The organism is Lelliottia sp. RWM.1, from assembly GCF_016859735.1.
Taxonomy (GTDB): Bacteria; Pseudomonadota; Gammaproteobacteria; order Enterobacterales; family Enterobacteriaceae; genus Enterobacter.
Genome location: NZ_WLVC01000032.1, coordinates 40,669 through 59,538 on the forward strand (window position 1 = coordinate 40,669; position 18,870 = coordinate 59,538).

10 protein-coding genes are annotated in these 18,870 nt (G+C 54.2%); 4 read left to right on the forward strand and 6 right to left on the reverse strand.

What is annotated here, in order from left to right; all coding sequences use genetic code 11:
• Positions 1 to 8: 8 nt before the first annotated feature.
• The 4 genes from GF617_RS19280 to GF617_RS27455 form a co-directional block, all read right to left on the reverse strand.
• On the reverse strand, positions 9 to 2,195 hold the full coding sequence (locus tag GF617_RS19280; protein WP_181620465.1) for a type I secretion system permease/ATPase: 2,187 nt from the start codon (positions 2,193 to 2,195) through the stop codon (positions 9 to 11).
• Positions 2,192 to 3,595 (reverse strand): TolC family outer membrane protein, encoded by a 1,404-nt coding sequence (locus GF617_RS19285; RefSeq protein WP_203452286.1) that lies wholly within the window; start codon positions 3,593 to 3,595, stop codon positions 2,192 to 2,194. The genes GF617_RS19280 and GF617_RS19285 overlap by 4 nt, the downstream gene beginning before the upstream one ends.
• Before the next feature lie 79 nt (positions 3,596 to 3,674).
• The gene (locus GF617_RS19290) at positions 3,675 to 11,231 is read right to left on the reverse strand and encodes a BapA/Bap/LapF family large adhesin (RefSeq protein ID WP_309228296.1); all 7,557 of its coding nucleotides are present in this window, start codon (positions 11,229 to 11,231) and stop codon (positions 3,675 to 3,677) included.
• A 51-nt stretch (positions 11,232 to 11,282) separates the two neighbouring features.
• Positions 11,283 to 13,679 carry an Ig-like domain-containing protein gene (locus GF617_RS27455; protein WP_309228297.1) on the reverse strand — a complete coding sequence of 799 codons (2,397 nt, stop codon included), beginning with the start codon at positions 13,677 to 13,679 and terminating at the stop codon, positions 11,283 to 11,285.
• Between the two features lie 738 nt (positions 13,680 to 14,417).
• On the opposite strand from GF617_RS27455, the gene GF617_RS19295 reads away from it, so the two are divergent.
• The 3 genes from GF617_RS19295 to GF617_RS19305 are packed head-to-tail and all read left to right on the forward strand — an operon-like array spanning position 14,418 to position 16,277.
• On the forward strand, positions 14,418 to 14,954 hold the full coding sequence (locus GF617_RS19295; RefSeq protein ID WP_181620462.1) for a tetratricopeptide repeat protein: 537 nt from the start codon (positions 14,418 to 14,420) through the stop codon (positions 14,952 to 14,954).
• A complete protein-coding gene (locus GF617_RS19300; RefSeq protein ID WP_181620461.1) occupies positions 14,935 to 15,492 on the forward strand; it encodes a sigma-70 family RNA polymerase sigma factor in 558 nt (185 codons plus the stop codon). The genes GF617_RS19295 and GF617_RS19300 overlap by 20 nt, the downstream gene beginning before the upstream one ends.
• The gene (locus GF617_RS19305) at positions 15,489 to 16,277 is read left to right on the forward strand and encodes an anti-sigma factor (protein WP_181620460.1); all 789 of its coding nucleotides are present in this window, start codon (positions 15,489 to 15,491) and stop codon (positions 16,275 to 16,277) included. The genes GF617_RS19300 and GF617_RS19305 overlap by 4 nt, the downstream gene beginning before the upstream one ends.
• A 3-nt stretch (positions 16,278 to 16,280) precedes the next feature.
• Here GF617_RS19305 and GF617_RS19310 read toward each other — a convergent pair whose 3' ends face one another.
• Entirely contained in the window at positions 16,281 to 16,829 is a 549-nt protein-coding gene (locus tag GF617_RS19310) for a YceI family protein (RefSeq protein WP_203452287.1), read from the reverse strand.
• A gap of 131 nt (positions 16,830 to 16,960) precedes the next feature.
• Entirely contained in the window at positions 16,961 to 17,317 is a 357-nt protein-coding gene (locus tag GF617_RS19315; protein WP_181620458.1) for a hypothetical protein, read from the reverse strand.
• A 684-nt stretch (positions 17,318 to 18,001) separates the two neighbouring features.
• Between GF617_RS19315 and GF617_RS19320 the strand changes: the two genes are divergently transcribed.
• The coding region (locus GF617_RS19320) for a hypothetical protein (RefSeq protein ID WP_203452288.1) at positions 18,002 to 18,870 on the forward strand (869 nt) is incomplete at its 3' end.

The following is an 18,870-nucleotide window of genomic DNA, read 5'->3' on the forward strand; positions in this document are numbered from 1 at the left end:
TGGCAGTGTCACGCTGACTGGTTTTCATTTTTCCACTCCCGCCCGTTTGCCTGCTGGTGCATGCGGCTGTTGTTGAGCGCCTGCGCTTTTGGCGCATCCATCACCAGCATGCCTTCTTTAAGCACGACCACGCGCTCCACCAGTTCGAGTACTGGTACGCGATGGGTTGCCACAACGAGCGTGCGCTTGCCAAGCCACTGGCTGAGCCGTTGGATAAATTCGCGTTCCGTGTGTTCATCCAGTGACGCTGTGGGTTCGTCAAGCAGGACGATATTGGGATCGCGCAGAAGCATTCGCGCCAGCAAAATGGATTGTCGCTGGCCACCAGATAACCCCACGCCATTTTCCATAATGGGATAGTCCAGCCCTTTCGGCAGTTTCTGCACAAAGCTTGCCGCACCGCACATCTCCAGTACGGTGAAGATCTCTTCATCAGTGGCCCGGGGCAAACCCAGGGTGATGTTCTCGCGCAATGTGCCGTAGAACAGCCGCGCGTTCTGGGTCATAAAACCGACGTTGCGCCGCAGGTCTGCGACATCCAGATGCGGCAGACTCAGGTTATCGAGCCGCAGTTCACCGCTTGCCAGCTCCATGCCACCCGCCATCGCCTGAAGAAGCGTGGATTTACCTGCGCCATTACGCCCCAGGATCGCAACGCTTTCTCCCGGCTGGATCTCCAGACGGTTAATACGCAGCGCCATGCGCGGATCTTCCGGGTGATAACGGAACTGCGCCTGGTCAAAAAGGTAGTGCCCGCGCAGTACGTCCTGGCGTATGGGCGTCTCTTCTCGCTGGTTTTCTGTCGGAAGCTGCATGATGCTGTCCAGACCCTCTTTCGCTGCTTTCACCTGCTGCCAGCGGGCCAGCACGCCACACAACGTGGCCATGGGGGCGATCATGCGCGAAGCCAGCATGGAGGCGGCGACGACCGAACCGGTGGTTAGCGTGCCTTCAATAACCATTGGTGCGCCGACGACGATCACCCCGGCGTATACCAGACTTTGAACGGTCATCCCCCAGTTGATCAGCCCCTGGCTGAGCTCTCGGGTACGCAGGCCAGATTCCGCCGTGATCTGAATGTAGCTGTTCCACTGTTGCAAAAAGCGGTTTTCCGCTTGCATCAGCTTGATATCTTCCAGGCCCTGCACGCTCTCTACCAGCACGGCATTACGCAGGGTGGATTCATGGGCCGATTGCTTAGCCAGCGCCGCCAGCTTTTTCTGCAACAGCAAACCGGGCAAGACCATGAGCACAGCTGCAACCGGAGCAATCCATGCCAGTTGCGGCGCAATGATCGCCAGTACCAGCACAAACAACAAAAAAAACGGTAAGTCGACGATGGTGGAAATGGTTGATGAGGTGACCATTTCGCGGATCTGCTCCAGTTCGCGCAATTGCGAAATAAAGCTGCCTGTTGAACGTGGGACAGCGCTGTTTCGCAGCCGCAGTGCGTGGCCGAACACCCGATCCGAGACACGAAGATCGGCACGCTTCCCCAGTAAATCCATAATGTGGCCGCGAGCCAGTCGCAGGACAAAACCAAACAGCGTGGCGATCAGTACGCCGATTGTCAGCACATAGAGCGTGGGATAGGACTGCGCGGGGATCACCCGGTCATAAACCTGCATGGAAAAGACAATGCCCGCCAGCGACAACACGTTGATGAAAAGGGCGGCGAGCATGACCCAGGTGTAGGGGCGCAGGTCGCGCATGACCAGCCGGTAAAGCCAGTCCGGACGATATTTTGAAATGTAGGCATCGACACGGCTGTCTTTTAACGCCGCGAGCGGACGCAGGGCGGCAACATGACGAATGGCAGGCAAAAGCGCGGTCAGGGAGAGACGGTTGGTTTGTGGTGTGCTGTCAACGAAACAGACCTCCAGTGTATCTTCACCATCAAAATGTTCGATAACACCAATTTTGCCTTCGTTAAGCTCGACCACCACGGGCAAGCGCCAGCTGTTGATTGACGCTTGTGTGGCGCTCAGTAACTGAAAAGAGAGTCCTGCCTCACGGGCTAACTGGGTGAGGGCCGGGATCATCGGCTTGCCTTTTAACCAGGGGGCGCTTGCGGCCAGCGCTCCGGGAGAACAGGCGACGCGATAGCGCCCGGCAACGTAACCAAACGCCAGTGCCCACTGCTCCAGCGCCTGATCCGCAATGCGATCATCATGTGGAATGTCGGTTTGCTTCATGGCTGGATCTCCACCGATTGAATGGTGCGATTATCAAGACTGAATGCGTGACGTATGCGGCCGGTGTTATACAGACAGTTGAGCTGAAGCTGGTGGATCTGCCCGACGGTTTGCTGTTGCGTGAATCGCGCCTGATAGACTTCCTGTTCGGCGTTCAGGACGTCGAGAAGTGGACGTGAGCCGAGATCCAGATATTGTTGCTGATAGAGTTCGCGGGTACGGATGCTGAGCGCTTCCTGCCGGGACTGGATCTGCAAGGTGCTCAGTAAGCTCATCACCTGGCTGCGGGATTCCAGCAGTTTTTGCCGCACCTCGAGCCGCGTACGCTGGATGGTGGACTGGGCGGCCTCAACGGCATGTCCGGCAGCGTTACGACGCGCCGTCAGTCCGCCCCCCTGGTAGATGGGCATTTGCACCTTTACCCAGGCTGAGTACTGGGTGCGATCCAGCGAATCATGTCCAGGGTAGTTGTCCTTCAGATAATGGCGCACTTCGGGTTCGAGTGAGACGGTCGGTGTCATCTGCGCGTTGGCGTAATCCAGATTGGCCTGTGCCACATTGGCCTGTGCCCATGCGGACAGGACCGCCGGTACGAGCCGATCGTCCGGTTCGGCGACGTCACAGCTACGTTTCATGTTGTCCGGAAAATCATTGCTGACAGTATTGAGTGTCTTCCAGCCGAGGTTGCTCATCAGTGTGGCCCGTGTGCTATCAAGATTGGCCTGATACTGCATCAGTTGGGCGCGCGCACCTTCGATACGCGCATCGGTTTGGACGACGTCGGAGAGGGAGCTGGCCCCTTCATCGTTACGCTGGCGCGCCAGCTTGCCGATGGAGGAGAGGGCATCGAGTTGCTCGTGCGCTGTATCAACCATCTGTTGCCAGGTTTGAACCTGCACCATCGCGGTAGCGGTATCGTGCGCAATGGTATCAATGCTGACCAGCACATTCGCCTGTTGTTGCGCGACGCCAGCGTTTTCGGCGCGCACCTGGCTTGCCACTTTGCCGAAGTCGTACAGCATTTGTGAGACAGATAACACGACGGAAGGCGTGAAACCGGCATCACTGCCGTCATGGGTATAGCCGTTATCCATGCCTGCGTTAACTTGCGGATAATATTTGGATTTGGCGACATCTACCTGTTCAGATTGTTCATAAAGTTTACCTACCGCTTCACCGATTGCCGGATGCCAGTTCACTGCGCGCGTCACGGCATCATTCAGCATCAGCACACCCGGCGCTGTTTTGCTGACGGGCAAGGCAACGCGCCCTTCGAGGGAAGGCAATTCCTGTTCTGCGCTTAATTGTTCGGCATTAATGACGGCCGCCGTATTGGTGGCGAGTGCGGGTACAGAGATCAGGTAGCACGAGAGCCACCAGCGAGGCATTCTTTTTCTCATGTCATATCCCTAATAAAACGTGCCGCTTTCTTGTGTTTTTGCCCGGGCGGCATGCGCCCGGGTCATTTTGTGTGTGCTATCAGGTAATGATGTTGTGATGCTGGTTGACGAGTTCGTCGTAGGTGGTCTGAACGTTATCCAGAGTGACAAGGGTGGTATTGGAATAGGCACTTCCTGCGCCGTCACGGTCGATGGAAATCACGGTGTTATTGCCACTGGTGGTGACATGCAGGTAGTTGCCAAGCGTAGAGGCTTGACCGTTCCAGCCCACCAGCAGGTCAGAGATATCGATCTTATCCCCCTGAGAGACTGAGAAATTGGTCCAGTGATCGCCAGAACCATTCCCTCCGGTTCCTGCACCAACGGTGGTATCGAGAACGTGATATATCAGCGTGTCGCCATAGGCGCTCCCCGTCACGATGTCATTGTGATTGGTGCTGGTCATTTGTGGCGACAAATTGATGGTTAATGTGGCGCTGTCAGACTGACCATTCGCCGCGGTCAGGGTGTAATTAAAGATCTCCTTACTGTTCATGCTCGCAAGTGAAACGCCACTGTTCAGCGTGTAGGTATAGCTGCCGTCGACTCCAATAGTAAGTATGCCGTAATGACCCACCACCGTGGCTGTGGTGTTGCTGGAGGTAAAGGGATCAAGCGTACTCACATGGCCGTCAAAACCCGTGATACTCAGGCGGGTATTCACCGACGCCAGTTGATCCAGGGCGCCCTGAGAATCACTCCCGTCGTAGATATTCCCCAGTACGGAATGACCCCCGGTCGTTTCGTAGTTCGAGAGGAACACTGACGTGCCTGTGACCGATGGCGTGATGGTTATGCCGCCGACACTTAGCGCACCAGCTGTACCGGTAAAGGAGAGGGTGTAGGTTCCTGAATCCAGATCCAGGCCCGTTAAGTTTATTGAGGTGGAGCCGCCGGTAAATGAACCGGTCAGCAGCGGGCTTGATGCACCCAGCAGCGTGATAGACCAGCTAACCCCCAACCCGCCAAGCGGCAGCAGGGATGAGATATCAAAATGCAACACGATGTTGTGCAGCGCGGTGTTCGGGTCGACGACAAAGGTTCCGCTACCGGTTCCGCTGGTGGATTTAAACAGCGCGGTTGTCCAGGTCGTTGTGCCCACCGTGGTATCACTCCAGGCTGCAATATGTTGTGTGGTATCGAACACCACCTGTTTACTGACATCGTTGATTGCATCCAGCGCGTGGGGTGTCGGAGTGATGTTGAGCGATGCGCTGTCTTTGTGACCGTTCGAGTCGGTGATCGTATAGACAAAGGTGTCCGGCGTACTGATTTTATCCGCCCCGACGCCGCTACGCAGAGTGTAGGTATAATTCCCCTGAGCATCGATCGTCAGGCTACCGTACAACCCCTGGATAGTGGTGACGCCCGTCGCGTTAACATGCACGCCGTTAACGTCCGTTACCGTTGCTGTCACGCCTGTCGGGATGATGTCATCGGCCATCACGTTACCGGTTGTGCTACCGGTCGTACTGGATACGGTATAGACGTGGTCTTCCAGTACGTTCAGGGTGTATCCGGTCAGGGCGGTGATCCCTGAGGCGGTGTTCAGCAGGAACAGGTATTCGCCCGGAGGAAGATCCACGGTCAGTTTTGACGATACACCACCCAACAGCGGGGCGGTCAGCCAGCTTTTTTCGTAGCGATACTGCTGATAGGTCTGGGTTGTGGCGTTGAACTTGTAGATGTACAGGTCAAATACCGAACCAATGGCGACGCCCCCCACATTTGCCTGCAAGGTCATGGTGCGCGTTGTGCCCTGGTCAACGTTATAAATAATCGGGTTACTGAGGTTACTCAACACATCGAGACTCAGGACACTCCCCAGACCGACGCCGACCACGGTAAATCCACCCTGTGAGGAGGTTCCGTTATCGATGGCATGGACGCTGGTATCGAAGGCAAATGTCGCCGTGTCATCTACGGCTGTCGCATTGGCAGTGGAGAGGGCGCTGCTGCCAAGGGAGATAACCAACTGCGCACTGGCCGTTACGCCGTTGTGGCCGATGGTGTAGGTGAAGTTCTCGGTGCGTCCGTAGGCCTGGGCGTTGGTGGTAGTGAGTACGTAGGAGTAAGTCCCGTTGGCATTGATGGTTAAATCACCGTATAACCCATGAATAATGGTCGTCCCGGTCGCGTTGACCACAGTGACTTGCCCCAGAGCGTTGGTGACCTGAGTCACCAGCGTGCCGAGTGGCGCATTGTCACTGCCTGCATTCGCATCGACATCGCTTATCACGTTACCCGAAACACTATGGTTGGTTCCGACTATAGTGCCCGCACTGGTTTGCGTGACGTCCACATCCAGGCTGCTATAGGACCCCGTTGCCAGCAGGCTGGTGTTGTATGTCAGGACCCGATACTGTCCTTCCTGCAGACCACTCATGTTCAGAGAAACACCGCTTGCGCCGAGGGTTAGTAGATTGAGGGCACTGCCATTCCCGCTATCCACCACGGTCGTCCAGACGTTGTTGGTCGCATCCCAGTGCTGGACCACAATCTGCATGGTATTAAGCAAGCTGAGAACGGCACCAGTACCGTAGGCATTGATGGTGATATTGGCGGAAGCGCCCGGATCTATATTGAAGGTCACCTGCGCACTGTTGTTCCCCAGAAGTGACAGGACGTTTCCGACCGCACCGACCAGCAAGAATCCGTAATCGCTGTACTGCGCATTGGTGACGGTTGCTGTGGTTGTGAAATTCAGTTCATCGACATTGTTCGCTGCTGAGAGCGGCAGTGTCGGTGCAAGTGCCTGTCCCTGTTGTGAGGTGTTCCCGGCGGCATCGGTCGCGGTAAGGGTCAGTGTTTCGCCTTCAGTCTGTTTATTCGCAAAAGTGAAGGTATAGGTTCCACTGCCGTTAGCCGTTGTGGTGTAGATCGTACCATCAGGCATGCGAATGCTGACGGTGCTGCCTGCTTCAGCCTGGCCAGTCAATACACTGCCATCTGCATTGAATACCCCCGTTGGCGTATTCGGTGCTGTCAGATCCACGACAACAGCGATTGCTCCTGAGATCGGGCCTGTGCCCGTACCGTTGGTGGCCGTCGCGGTAAAGGCGTGTGTCCCTTCACCAAGCGTTGGCGTGGTAAAGGTCCAGTTGCCGTTGATGTCGGCAACGGCTGTGCCCATTGGCAAACCGTTATTGTACAGCGTGATGGTTGAACCTGGCTGAGCCGTACCTGTCAGCGTCGGTGTCGTATCGTCGGTGCTCTGTCCATTGGTCAGCGTCCCTTTCACTGAACCTTGATCATCGGTCACGCTGGCAATGACTGGCGCGTTCGGCAGCGTGGTATAGGGGGCGATGACGTTGGCTGAAATCCCCAGGTTACCGGCTTTGTCGGTAGCAAACGCGAGCAGGATCTCACCGTTAGTCTGCGGAGGATTGAGCGTAACGGTAAAGTTGCCATTACCGTCGGCGGTTGCTGTACCAAGTACAGTGCCACCACTGGAGGTGATCGTCACCGTGCTGCCCGCTTCCGCCAGGCCCGTCACGCGTGTCCCTACGTTAGTCACCAGAAGCCCCGTCGGTGCGAGCGGCCCAAGTGTATCGACCACAATAGAGCTAATTGCTGAGGAAGTGCTGGTATTGCCCAGCGCGTCACTGGCGGTCACGCTGAAGTTGTGTTGTCCGTCAGGCAGTGTGGCGGTGGTGAATGTCCAGTTACCGTTGATATCTGCCGTGACCTGGCCAATTTGCAGTGCGCCATCATAAATGCGCACGACGGCATTGGCTTCTGCTGTGCCGTGGAGCTCTGGTGTGTTGTCATTGGTCGGAATTGAGCTGGAAATCGGCCCGGTGACGGACCCCACATCATCAAGAATACGGGTGATGATCGGGGCGTTAGGGGCAGTGGCATCCACAATGATGTTAAACACGTTGGAGTCGGTACTTGGATTGCCCGCCGCGTCACTGGCGGTGGCTTTTAGTGCGTGTGGGCCGTCAGCCAGTGCCACTGTGGGGGTAAAACTCCAGGTTCCGTTGGTGGCGACGACGCTGCCGATAAGCGTTGTACCGTCATAGATGCGAACCAGCGAACCGATTGCCGCCGTACCAGATAACGTTGGCAGGTTATCGTTTGTTGCCTGGCCATTTGTCAGGCTGCCGATGCCCGGCGCAACATCGTCAACCACAGAGGTGATGACCGGCGGTGCGGGCGGGGTTAAATCAACTGTCAGCGTAAACGATGCGGATGAATCGCTGAGGTTTCCGGCCGCATCGGTCGCCCTAACCGTGAAGTTGTGGGTTGACTCGCTCAGGCTGGAGATCACCTGGAAGGACCAGTTACCATTGGCGTCAGAGAGGGTCGTACCCAGAAGCGTTGAGCCATCATAAATGCTCACGGTAGCCAGGGGTTCACTCGTGCCTTTCAGCAGTGGATTGATATCGTCGGTGACTTGTCCACTTCCGAGTACGCCCTGAACCGTTCCAACATCGTCAATGGCCTGAGTAATAAACGGCACAGAGGGTTTGGTCGTATCAACGATAACGGTAAATGCGCCAGATGCCGGGCCAACGTTGCCCGCTGCATCTGTGGCGGTAAAGGTAAATCCGTGGCTGCCTTCGCTCAGGGCCGGAGGGGTATAGATCCAGACGCCTGCGCCATCGGCGGTGATTTGGGTCAGCAGGATACCGTTATCGTAAATGGTGATCACCGCCCCTGGTTCTGCTGAGCCGGTAAACGTGGGCGTGGTGTCATCTGTGGATTGCCCACTGACGAGGGGTAATTGTTTACTGCCTACATCGTCACTCACCGTCAGCACAACAGGAGCCGATGGTGCGAGGGTATCAACGGTAAAGATGACGTTAGCACTGCCAGGGCTGGTGTTTCCTGCCTGATCGGTGGCGACAATCACCAGAGTATGGAGTCCTTCGCCCATGTTTGTACCTGGCGTGAACGTCCAGGTCCCATTTGCGCCCACCACGGCAGTGCCAATATCGACCCCGCCTTCCTGAATGTGGATGGTAGAACCGATTTCCCCCGTACCGCTGAGTGTCGGTCGGTTATCGTTCGTTGTCCCTCCCGGTGCAATTTGCCCGGTCACCGGCCCGATATCATCGACTACGCTTGTGACGACGGGATTCGTTGGCGGTGTTGCATCAACCGTAATCGCAAAAGCCGGTGTTGTGGTAGAGGTGTTGCCCGCAGCATCACTGGCGAAAACACGCAGATTATGAACACCGTCGCCCAGCGGCAGGGTTGGCGTAAAGCTCCATTTGCCATTGAGAACCGTTACTGTGCCAATTTCCGTACCGTTATCCATAATGTGGATAATATTGCCGCTGGTCCCTGTCCCGTTGAGGGTTGGCGTGTTGTCGTTGGTCAACTGACCGTTTGTCAGATTCCCCAGTCCGGATGGCGCATCATCCAGAAGAGTGTCCAGCGTTGGCTGAGCGGGAGGGGTTGTGGCAATGGTAACGGTATACCCGTCTGAGATGACGCTCTGATTGCCAATGGCATCGGTAGCGACCACGGTGAAAGTATGCGTACCGTCAGCCAGGCCTTTTGTCGGGGTGAAGATCCATGTTCCGCCAACTCCCGCAACAACGGTCCCAATTTCTACGCCATTATCACGGATCGACACCGTACTTCCCGCTTCGGCCGTACCGGACAAGGTCGGGGTGGTGTCATTGGTGGCATCATTTTTAGCGACGTTGCCCAAAATCAGCGGCACATCATCGGTAACGGTATCAATGGTTGGCTGAAGCGGTGGGGTGGTATCGACAATTACCACGAAAGCTTCAGAAGGCACACTGACGTTGTTACCGGAATCTTTCACGGTGATGGTCAGACTATGGCTGCCCTCAGATAGCGGGTCAGTGGTATAGCTCCATTTCCCATCCGGCCCGGCGGTAGTCTCGCCAATCTTCGTCAGCCCATCGTAGATCGAGATGGTGTCGTTTGCACCAGACGTTCCGCTCAGGGTGGGTGTTTTATCGTTGGTGGTTTGGCCGCTTGTCAGCGCTCCAGTATACGGCGGTACGTCATCGGTCACGGCGCTGATCACGGGCGTGCCTGCGGTCGAGAGATTAATGATGACATTTGCCAGCTCGGAGAACGAACTGGTATTGGCTCCTATCGTGGCGGTGGCGGTAAAACTGTGTGCGGTTTCAGTCAGCGGGTTCGTGAGCTGGTAGCTCCAGGTGGTTTGTCCTGGACTCAAGACAATGGTCGCCACCAGAGAGCCATCCTGATAAAGCCTGACCGTACTACCGGCTTCGGCTGTCCCGCTGATCGTGGGCAGGGTATCGTCCGAGATCCCGCCTTTAATGTTCCCCTGAATTGTGCCGACATCATCGATGATGGCGTCAATAACCGGTGGCTTAACGGTCCCGATCACCGTCCAGTTGGCGGCATCACTGGTATTCCCGGCCTTGTCTTCAGCCGTGATGGTCAGCGCATTTCCTGAACCCTGTGGCGAGGAGAGCGTGATCGTGAAGTGATTGTTCACGTCAGCAGTGCCTGTCCCAATAACTTTGTTCGTGGCATCCCGTACTTCCACTGTAGAGCCCGCTTCGGCTGTACCAGAAAGTATTGTGCCTTGTGCGTTGATGAGCAGGTTCGACGGCGAATTAGGAGCAATGGTATCCACCGTGACAGTGATGGTTGCCCCTTCGCTACTGATGTTGCCCGCCTCATCCTTTTCGGTCGTGCTAAAGGTGTGATTGCCCTGGCCCAGTGACGTAGAAGGCTGGAAACTCCAGTGTCCTGTGGAGTCGACGGTGGCCGTTCCCAGTGAGATTTTTACCGCATTGTAGGTGTCATAAACAGTGATAATGGAGTTTGGTTCCCCTGTTCCACCCAATACAGGACGCCCGTCGTTTGTCGTGCCGTTATGACTGATATGGCCTGTGAACGCATCCACATTGTCCGTGACCACAGGCGCGGCGGGTGCGAGCGGGGCATCGGTATCAATAATAATCGTCGCAGCATGGGAGGCGGGGCTTTCGTTGCCTGCTCCGTCTGTGTCTGTTGCGGTCAGACTGATGTTGTAGGTTCCGTTGGGAAGCGCTGGATCGGGTGTCCACGCCCAATGACCGTTCTCATCGACTTTGGCGGTTCCGAGTACGCTGTTGCCGTTATAGATGGTGATAATATCGCCAACTGACCCCGAACCACTCAGTGTTGGCGTGGTGTCGCGCGTTGGCTGACCCGGTTGCAAGATAACGTCTATGCCATCCGGGTTAACGGTGACCACCGGCGTGGAGGGCGCACTCGGGGCCAGAGTATCCACCTCCACAACAAATGGGCTGGAAGTGGACGTGTTGCCCGCTTCGTTAATTGCAACCGCTGTGATGCTGTGAGTTCCGTTGCTGAGGGGAACCGTTGGCGTAAAACTCCAGTGCCCACTGCTGTTCACCGTGGCATTTCCCAGGAATTTACCGTTATCGTAAATGGCAATGGTGTTGCCCGATGTGGTTGTGCCTTCCAGCAGTGGCTGGGTGTCATCCGTTGGCTTGCCGCGGGTTACGGGGCCTTTGATGCTGCCAACATCATCTGTCACGGCATCGATCGTTGGTACGCCCGGCGCAACGGTTGAGAGGTTGAGTACAAATACTGCAGAAGGATCACTGTGGTTGCCAGCGGCATCCACGGCGACAAAAGTCAGGCTGTGTGCGCCATCTGGCAGCGTAGCGCCTGGTGTCTAGGTCCATACGCCATTCTCATCAATTTGTGCAGTTCCGATGACTTTACCGGCTTCTGTCACGTTGATGATGGCCCCTGGTTCGCCAGTACCATTGAAGGTTGGGGTATTATCGTTGGTCAACTGGCCGCTGATGATCACTCCGGTATTGGCAGGCGTATCGTCAATAACATCCTTCAGTGTCGGTGCATCGGGTTTACCGGTATCAACATTGACCGTCCAGGAGGTGGATGTCCCGCTGGGCAGCCCATGGGGATCGACCGCCTGTGCTGTCAGGACATTACCGCCCTCATGGAGCGTCACCGTGGCCGGGAACGTCCACGAGCCGTCATTTTGAATGGTCGCAGAACCCATAAAATCACCATTGCTGTAGAGGTTGAGCGTAGTTCCTGCCTCACCTTTACCGTAAATCGTGGGGTGGTTGTCGTTAGTCAGCCCGCCGTTGGAGACGCTTCCCGTAAAGTCAGCGACATTATCGGTAACGCCAAGAATTTCAGGCGTTTGCGCGGGGGTTGTGTCAGGTGCTGCCGCCGTCCCCGGTAGCCCGGTATTACCGGCCTGATCGGTGGCGGTGGCGGAAAGCGTCTCGCCATTACGCTGCGGCGGATTGAGTGTGACGGTGAAATTCCCCTTATCATCCGTTACCACCGTTCCCACGTTTTTTGTCCCGTTGTTTACCGTAATAGTGCTACCTGCTTCTGCTTTGCCGGTCAGGGTTAACCCATCAGCGGAGACAACCATATTGGTTGGGGCATCCGGCGCGGTGGTGTCGGGCGCTGTGGCGTGGGCAGGCTGGCTGGTATTAGTTGCGGCATCGGTGGCCGTGACATTCAGGACCTGGCCATTATTTTGTGACGGTGAAATCTGAACATCGAAATTACCGTTGCTGTCCGCCTGGCCTGTGCCGATCTGCACTCCTTTCTCATCTGTAATCTTGATATCACTGCCTGGCTCGGCTTTACCCGTGACGTGGTCGCCATCATGATTCACCACGACGTTAGTCGGCATCGCCGGGGCGGTGGTATCCGGAGCGGTGAGGCTGGCAGGCGTGCTGCTGTTTCCGGCCTCATCAACCGCCGTAACAGTGAGTTTTTCGCCGTTTGAAAGGGCAGGTGAGAGCGTGACGGTAAAGTGCCCGGTGTTATCCACAGTGGTGGTTCCGATCACGGTTCCTGTGGCATTTTTAATGGTGATTGTGCTTCCCGCTTCGGCTGTACCGGTAATCTGATCCCCAGTGCCGTTGATCTGAGCAACGGGCTGGGCTGGCGGCTGGGTATCGATAACAAAGTTAAGCGGTTTGGACATGCCGCTACTGTTGCCGGCGGGATCTGTTTCACTGACGGTCAGGGAATGCGCCCCTTCAGAGAGGGGGGTTTTGGGGGTAAAACTCCAGTTACCGTTGGCATCGACGATGGTTTCACCTATTTTTACCCCTTTGTCATAGAGGGTGATGGTGTCACCGGGATCGCCTTTCCCGTTAAATTCGGGCTTACTGGCATGCGTGTAGTTCCCCGTCAGGATTTGCGCGACGGAAGAGCCTGTGTGGTCGTTAGCATTTAACACGGTTGGTGTTGCGGGTGGTGTGGTATCCACCACCAGCGTAAACGGGGGAGAGGTTGCTCCCGTGTTGCCCGCAGCATCGGTGGCTCGGGTCGTAATACTGTGCGTGCCTTCGCTTAAATCGGTCGACGGTGTGAAGCTCCATTTCCCGTCGCTACCTGCCACTACTGTGCCGATAATCGCGCCGTTATCATAGATCGTCACTGTCGAGCTGGCTTCTGCCGTGCCGGTTAAGGTCGGGCGAGTATCATCTGTGCTTTGCCCACTGGTGAGCGAGCCTTGAATCGTACCGATATTATCTGCCGCTCCGGAAATAACAGGGGCCGCAGGCGCAGTGGTATCTGGCGTTGAAGGCTGACCAGGATTGCTGGGATCGCTTCCACCACCACTACCGCCACCACCACCTCCTCCTCCTCCGCCAGCTGCAAGGGCGACGCCACCTGCGGCGGCAATTCCGCCAAGCACCCATGGCCAAATCGCACCACCGGTTGTGGAGTCAGCTCCGGTTGCGGCTGCAGCCAGTAGCATGTCTGTTGATTCAATGGATTCGTAGTGCAGGGCTGTTGCGGGCTCTTCAACCCACCATAGTGCGCCGTTGCTCTCTTCAAGTACTAACTGGCTAAGCCCCTCTCCGTCGGCGAGATAGAAGTTCTTGATGGTAATGGTTTCGCCGGAGTGCAGGGTGATCACAAGATCGTTATTGCTGCGGGTGAAGTGCTCGATATCTGAGCGTTCCAGGTGAAGTTTAACAATAGAGGAATGATCCAGGGTTATCTGGGTACTTTCCGTGGTGGTTTCCACGCCAGTCAATTTGGAGATGACAGAGATTTGGCTCATATGGTTATGACTCCCAGCAGAGTTGTAATAAAGTGACCCGCCCCCCCGGTTGAATCGCTATGCCTGATAGTCGTCTACCGTTGATTTCTTTGGCGTGAGCGATGCCCGCCAGTACGAAGAGTGGCTACGTCAGTCTGAAATACATTATTTCTTGTAGGTTGAATTTATCCGGTTCTTTTGCTGTATGTAAGACCCTTTAAATTATGGAGTTACTATTTTTTGCCTCTGAAAATGATATAGCTATAAATAAAGGAATGCGCAAATTTAGTCGCGGTGAATAAATATTAAGTTGTTCTTAATAAAAGATTGGTGTCTGAGTAGTGGTTCACGCTGAATCGTGTCGAAATGCCTGCGGTCAGAGTTTGCAAGGGGTTGGAGGTCGTTGAATTGATATTGAATGGGGTGGGTGAGATAATTTTGTGATGCTTCTTCAGTTTTTATAGGGTTTAATTTAATGGCCGCTTAATAATTGTTTAAGCCTTGTTAAATGAACTCTGGAACATGATATATTATGTTTTTATTTTTATTTTAAAGATTTTTTCTGGCGCAATAATTATTATCTGCTAGATGGGCTAATTGCCAGTTGATTATTATTTCGATCTGATAGATTGCTTTTAAATATTACGGCAGTCCATTTTCAGTAGAAAAGCAAAAAAAATGGCCTGGGCAATGAATAAAAGGAGAGGGATGTGCGTTAACCACAGGTACACCTAATGTGCACTTACCCTGGAGCTGAACATGAACACCCCAACGACCGCTCGCTACCTGACAATCCCGGTACTGCTATTTTGCCTGCAGATCCCACCGTCGCTGGCTATGGGCGATAATAGTACTGAGAGTAAAACGCCAGACTGCCCATCCGGGCAGGTGTATGACAGTGTGACCAGGAAATGCGTGCCTGACAAAACCAGCAGTCTTAGCGATCAAGATAAAACCCACTACGCTTACCACCTGGCGAAAAAGGGGGAGTACCAGGCTGCACTGAATCTGCTGGATACGCTAAAAAACGGGAATACGGCCGAAGCCTGGAACTATCGGGGTTACGCCACTCGTAAACTTGGACGAACGGATGAGGGTATTGGTTACTACCAACGTTCGCTTGCCATTGCGCCCCGGTATGCCAAAGCTCGCGAATACCTGGGAGAGGCATGGATGGTAAAAGGTCGTCCTGACCTTGCAAAAGAGCAGTTGAAGGTGATTGCCAGTATTTGCGGTCAGGGTTGCGAAGAGTATCGCGATTTACAGGCCGCGATTAATGGACACCCTGAATCCTGAGCCATTCCCGGAGGAACTGAAAATCACCACCAGTGACATTCGCCAGCAGCTTGCCGCCCACCTGACGCGCCTTTGGCGCTACGGTCTGGTGCTGTCGCGCAATCGTGATATTGCCGAAGAGTTGGTTCAGTCTACCTGTGTTCGCGCGCTCGAAAAGAGCGCGCAGTTTACGCCTGGAACGCGTATCGACAGATGGCTGTTTTCGATTCTCCACTCAATATGGATATCTGACTTACGGGCGCAACGTGTGCGTCTGGGGCAAGGTTTTGTCGAAAGCGAGGATCTGGTCGCCCCGGATACGCGAGACAGTGATGATGACAGCCTGCGTTACCGGAAAATTATGCAACGGGTGAATGTATTGCCGGAAGCGCAGCGTAATACGGTTTTTTTAGTTTATGTCGAAGGGTTCACCTATCAGGAGGCGGCGGAGACCTTATCGGTTCCTGTTGGAACCATTATGAGTCGATTAGCCACTGCACGCGCTACGCTGGCAAAAGCGTTTGATGTCCCCCTTCAGACAAAGGAGAGACGCTCTTGAAATCCATACGTTTTACGCCCCCTTACCATGATGATGCCATTGTGACGTGGCTTGATGGTGAAATGGAGGATGCCGATGCGCGTCAGTTTGAGCAGGCTCTGCGCAATGACGAGCAACTTTCCGGACGCACTGCAGAACTGATGGAAAGCCATCAGAATTATAAACAGGCCTTTGCATCCTTACTGGAGGATGCGCCGCTTGCACGTATGCAGGAGACATTGAATGCGCATCTGGCTGAACACCCTGTGCCACGTGTGGGTGTCACGCGTCGGTCACTGATTGCCGCCTCACTCAGTTGTCTGGTGATAGGCTCGGGGCTTGGGTATCTGCTCCATCCTGGTGCTGCTGAGTTTGACGAAAGTGAACATATCCGCGATCTGGAGGCGCAGTACATGTCGCTTTACAGTGCGGAAACGCTGGTGGATGCCGACAGTGCTCCTTCTGTCATCCAGAAAGGATTAACCCGAACAGCGCAGGATGTTGGCCTGCAGTTGAACGAACAGCAACTGATGCTACAGGGGGCTGAGTTAAAAATGGTACGCATTCTGCGCTACGAGAGTACCTCTATCGCCCAGATTGCCTGGCTGCACACGGATTATGGCCCGATGGCGCTGTGTATTTCCGCCAGAGGGAAGGGCGAGTCGACACCCGTTCAACAAGAGAAACGGCACAATATGAACATTGCCTGGTGGAATCATCGGGGCTATCAGTTCGTCCTTATAGGCCGTAACCCGGCGCAGCAGTTGCAGGAAATGGCGCAAGGATTACAAAAGGGGATGGTATAGGGCTTAATGCTGATGGGCCTGAATATCAATATTGATCGTAATACGGTCGTCAACCACCACCGCAAAACGGGTCATGTTAAAGGCAGAGCGGGATATCGAGGTGGTTGCGTGAAGGATTAATGACCCGTTCTGTTCTCTCTGTTCTGCTTCCAGAATCACTGGCTGGCGGATATCCCTCACATCCAGCACACCAAATATCCGAAAGCGGTGGCTATCCAGTGGGACGACTCTGCTACTGATAAAGGTGATAGTTGGGTAGTGCTGAGCGTCAAAGAACATATCGCTCTTGAGTTGCCAGGTGAGCAGACTGTTGGAGGCGATCAGCGTCGAAACGGGGATCGTCACGCGAACATGATCGTTAAACTCGTTATCGGGATCGAGGGTCACGTTCCCTGTGACATTGTTCAGCCACGCCCGGGAAAGGAGTCCTCCGAAGGCGTGCCATGAAAGTACGATGGCTGTGTTATCCCGATCGATATCGCTGGAGTGGGGTATCGCATACAAGGGTGAGCTAAGGAACAGCGCAAGCAACAGGGAAGTAAACCGGGTCATAAAAAACACTCCGTTATTCAGGCAGTGCGTAAACGCCCGAAGGAGAGAATTTATTCGGTTCTCTGTGACTGACTGGAGGGGATAAATGAAAAAGGCCGCATTTGCGGCCTTCAGGGGTAAGGGTAAGCAGCTTATTCAGTAACTTTTTTTTCCAGGTCTGCTGCACCTTGTTTGGTCTTATTCCAGCCTTTTTCAGCGCCTTCTTTAGTAGCGTCCCAACCTTTCTCTGTGCCTTCTTTCGTTTTATTCCAGGCCTTTTGGGAGTCTTCACTGACCTTGCTGCCCAGGCTCTCACTTTTACCTTCAGCAGCATGTTTAGATTTGAGCTTCAGCTCTTCGCCTTTATGCTGTTCCTGATGCAGTTTTTGCTTCGCGGTATTGGCATTTTCATTTGCCGCGGCAACAGTGTCGTCGGTTGCATGTGTGGTCGTCGCAAAAACAGGAGAAGCCAGCAGAAGGGCTGAGAGTGCAATCATTGTCGTTTTCATCTTTTTTCCTCAACTAACGTTTTCAGTGTTATGAGCGTGGTTAAGGATGGCATGGATAATTCGTTATGGCTCTAAGAAAAAACTGTAAGTGGATCAAGACGTGTGCTGGTTAAAAATCGGACGAAATAACATGCAGGTTTTTATCTTTTTCTCACGTGATAAATATGGGGAAGAGTGCAGTGCGTTCTGCCATTGGTGTAATCATTGTGTTGAAATAATAACCGTTATCATTTTTATTCATTTTATTGTGAGGTGAAATCAAAGTTTGTTATTTGTGAGGGATTTGTAATGTGTAATTTTGCACATAATTGCCAGGCTGATGTGTTTGCGTTTAATTAATTTCAACGGTATTTTTGCCACGTGATTTTTGAGGTGGTGAGAACGTTTTTACCGATTTTACAGGAAAGATTAATGCATCGTATAGGCTGGCATGGAGATGTTTTTTAGTTTGATAATGTAAACATTTAGATGCGCTTGTTTTTTGTATGCGAGTAAGTGTCGCGATCATTCTTATCGTGATAAATAAAGTATTGCCTTTTCTGGTAATAAATATTGGAACGGTTAATAGCCAAAGCACAATGTCAGTGGCGATGAGTCACAGTATGTCTATGCGTCAATGCAGTGCGCTTTATTGATGATAAAAGTGCCTCGCTATTGACGAGGTATTTTTACAGGATAATTTTAATGAAAATGAAGTTTATTGCGTTGGCGATTATCGCGTCAGCCTCCTCTGGTGTTGCACAGGCACATTTAACGGCAGCAGATCAGGATTTAATTAAAGCTTATCAACAAGCAAATCCAGATGTTCCTTCTTATATTATTAATAATATGAAAGCCGATTATATGAAGGACCTGCAGGCGGTACGCGACTATATGACTGGCGTCATCTGGTATGGCAATTCAACATTACATACTCTTCCTCCTCTGGATAGCGTTCATTCCAATCCCCAGGTCGTCCCGCTTTCTGTAAAGCGTGATCAGGCGGAAGGCGATGCCCGTGTGGCGGACAACCAGGCACGCACCACAGGCCAGACGCAGGCCCTGCATGCGGCGATGCTGGAGCAGAAGTTTGGTCAAGTGAAGGGCAATATCCAGCGCACCGCGCCGCAGGTGACTGCCCTGCAACAGGCGGAAGGCGATGCCCGGGTGGCGGACAACCAGGCCCGCACCGCAGGCCAGACGCAGGCCCTGCATGCGGCGATGCTGGAGCAGAAGTTTGGTCAGGTGAAGGGCAATATCCAGCGCACCGCGCCGCAGGTGACTGCCCTGCAACAGGCGGAAGGTGATGCCCGAGTGGCGAACAACCAGACCCGCACCGCAGGCCAGATGCAGGCCCTGCACGCGGCGATTCTCGATCAGAAGTTCGGTCAGGTGAAGGGCAATATCCAGCGCACCGCGCCGCAGGTGACTGCCCTGCAACAGGCCGAAGGTGATGCCCGTGTGGTGGGCAATCAGACCCGCACCGCAGGCCAGACGCAGGCCCTGCATGCGGCGATGCTGGAGCAGAAGTTTGGTCAGGTGAAGGGCAATATCCAGCGCACCGCGCCGCAGGT

What these genes read in the sequence shown, in the direction of transcription:
- GF617_RS19280 (WP_181620465.1), bottom strand. Translation starts at nt 2,195, where the DNA reads ATGAAGCAAACCGACATTCCACATGATGATCGCATTGCGGATCAGGCG.
- GF617_RS19285 (WP_203452286.1), bottom strand. Translation starts at nt 3,595, where the DNA reads ATGAGAAAAAGAATGCCTCGCTGGTGGCTCTCGTGCTACCTGATCTCT.
- GF617_RS27455 (WP_309228297.1), bottom strand. Translation starts at nt 13,679, where the DNA reads ATGAGCCAAATCTCTGTCATCTCCAAATTGACTGGCGTGGAAACCACC.
- GF617_RS19295 (WP_181620462.1), top strand. Translation starts at nt 14,418, where the DNA reads ATGAACACCCCAACGACCGCTCGCTACCTGACAATCCCGGTACTGCTA.
- GF617_RS19300 (WP_181620461.1), top strand. Translation starts at nt 14,935, where the DNA reads ATGGACACCCTGAATCCTGAGCCATTCCCGGAGGAACTGAAAATCACC.
- GF617_RS19310 (WP_203452287.1), bottom strand. Translation starts at nt 16,829, where the DNA reads ATGACCCGGTTTACTTCCCTGTTGCTTGCGCTGTTCCTTAGCTCACCC.
- GF617_RS19315 (WP_181620458.1), bottom strand. Translation starts at nt 17,317, where the DNA reads ATGAAAACGACAATGATTGCACTCTCAGCCCTTCTGCTGGCTTCTCCT.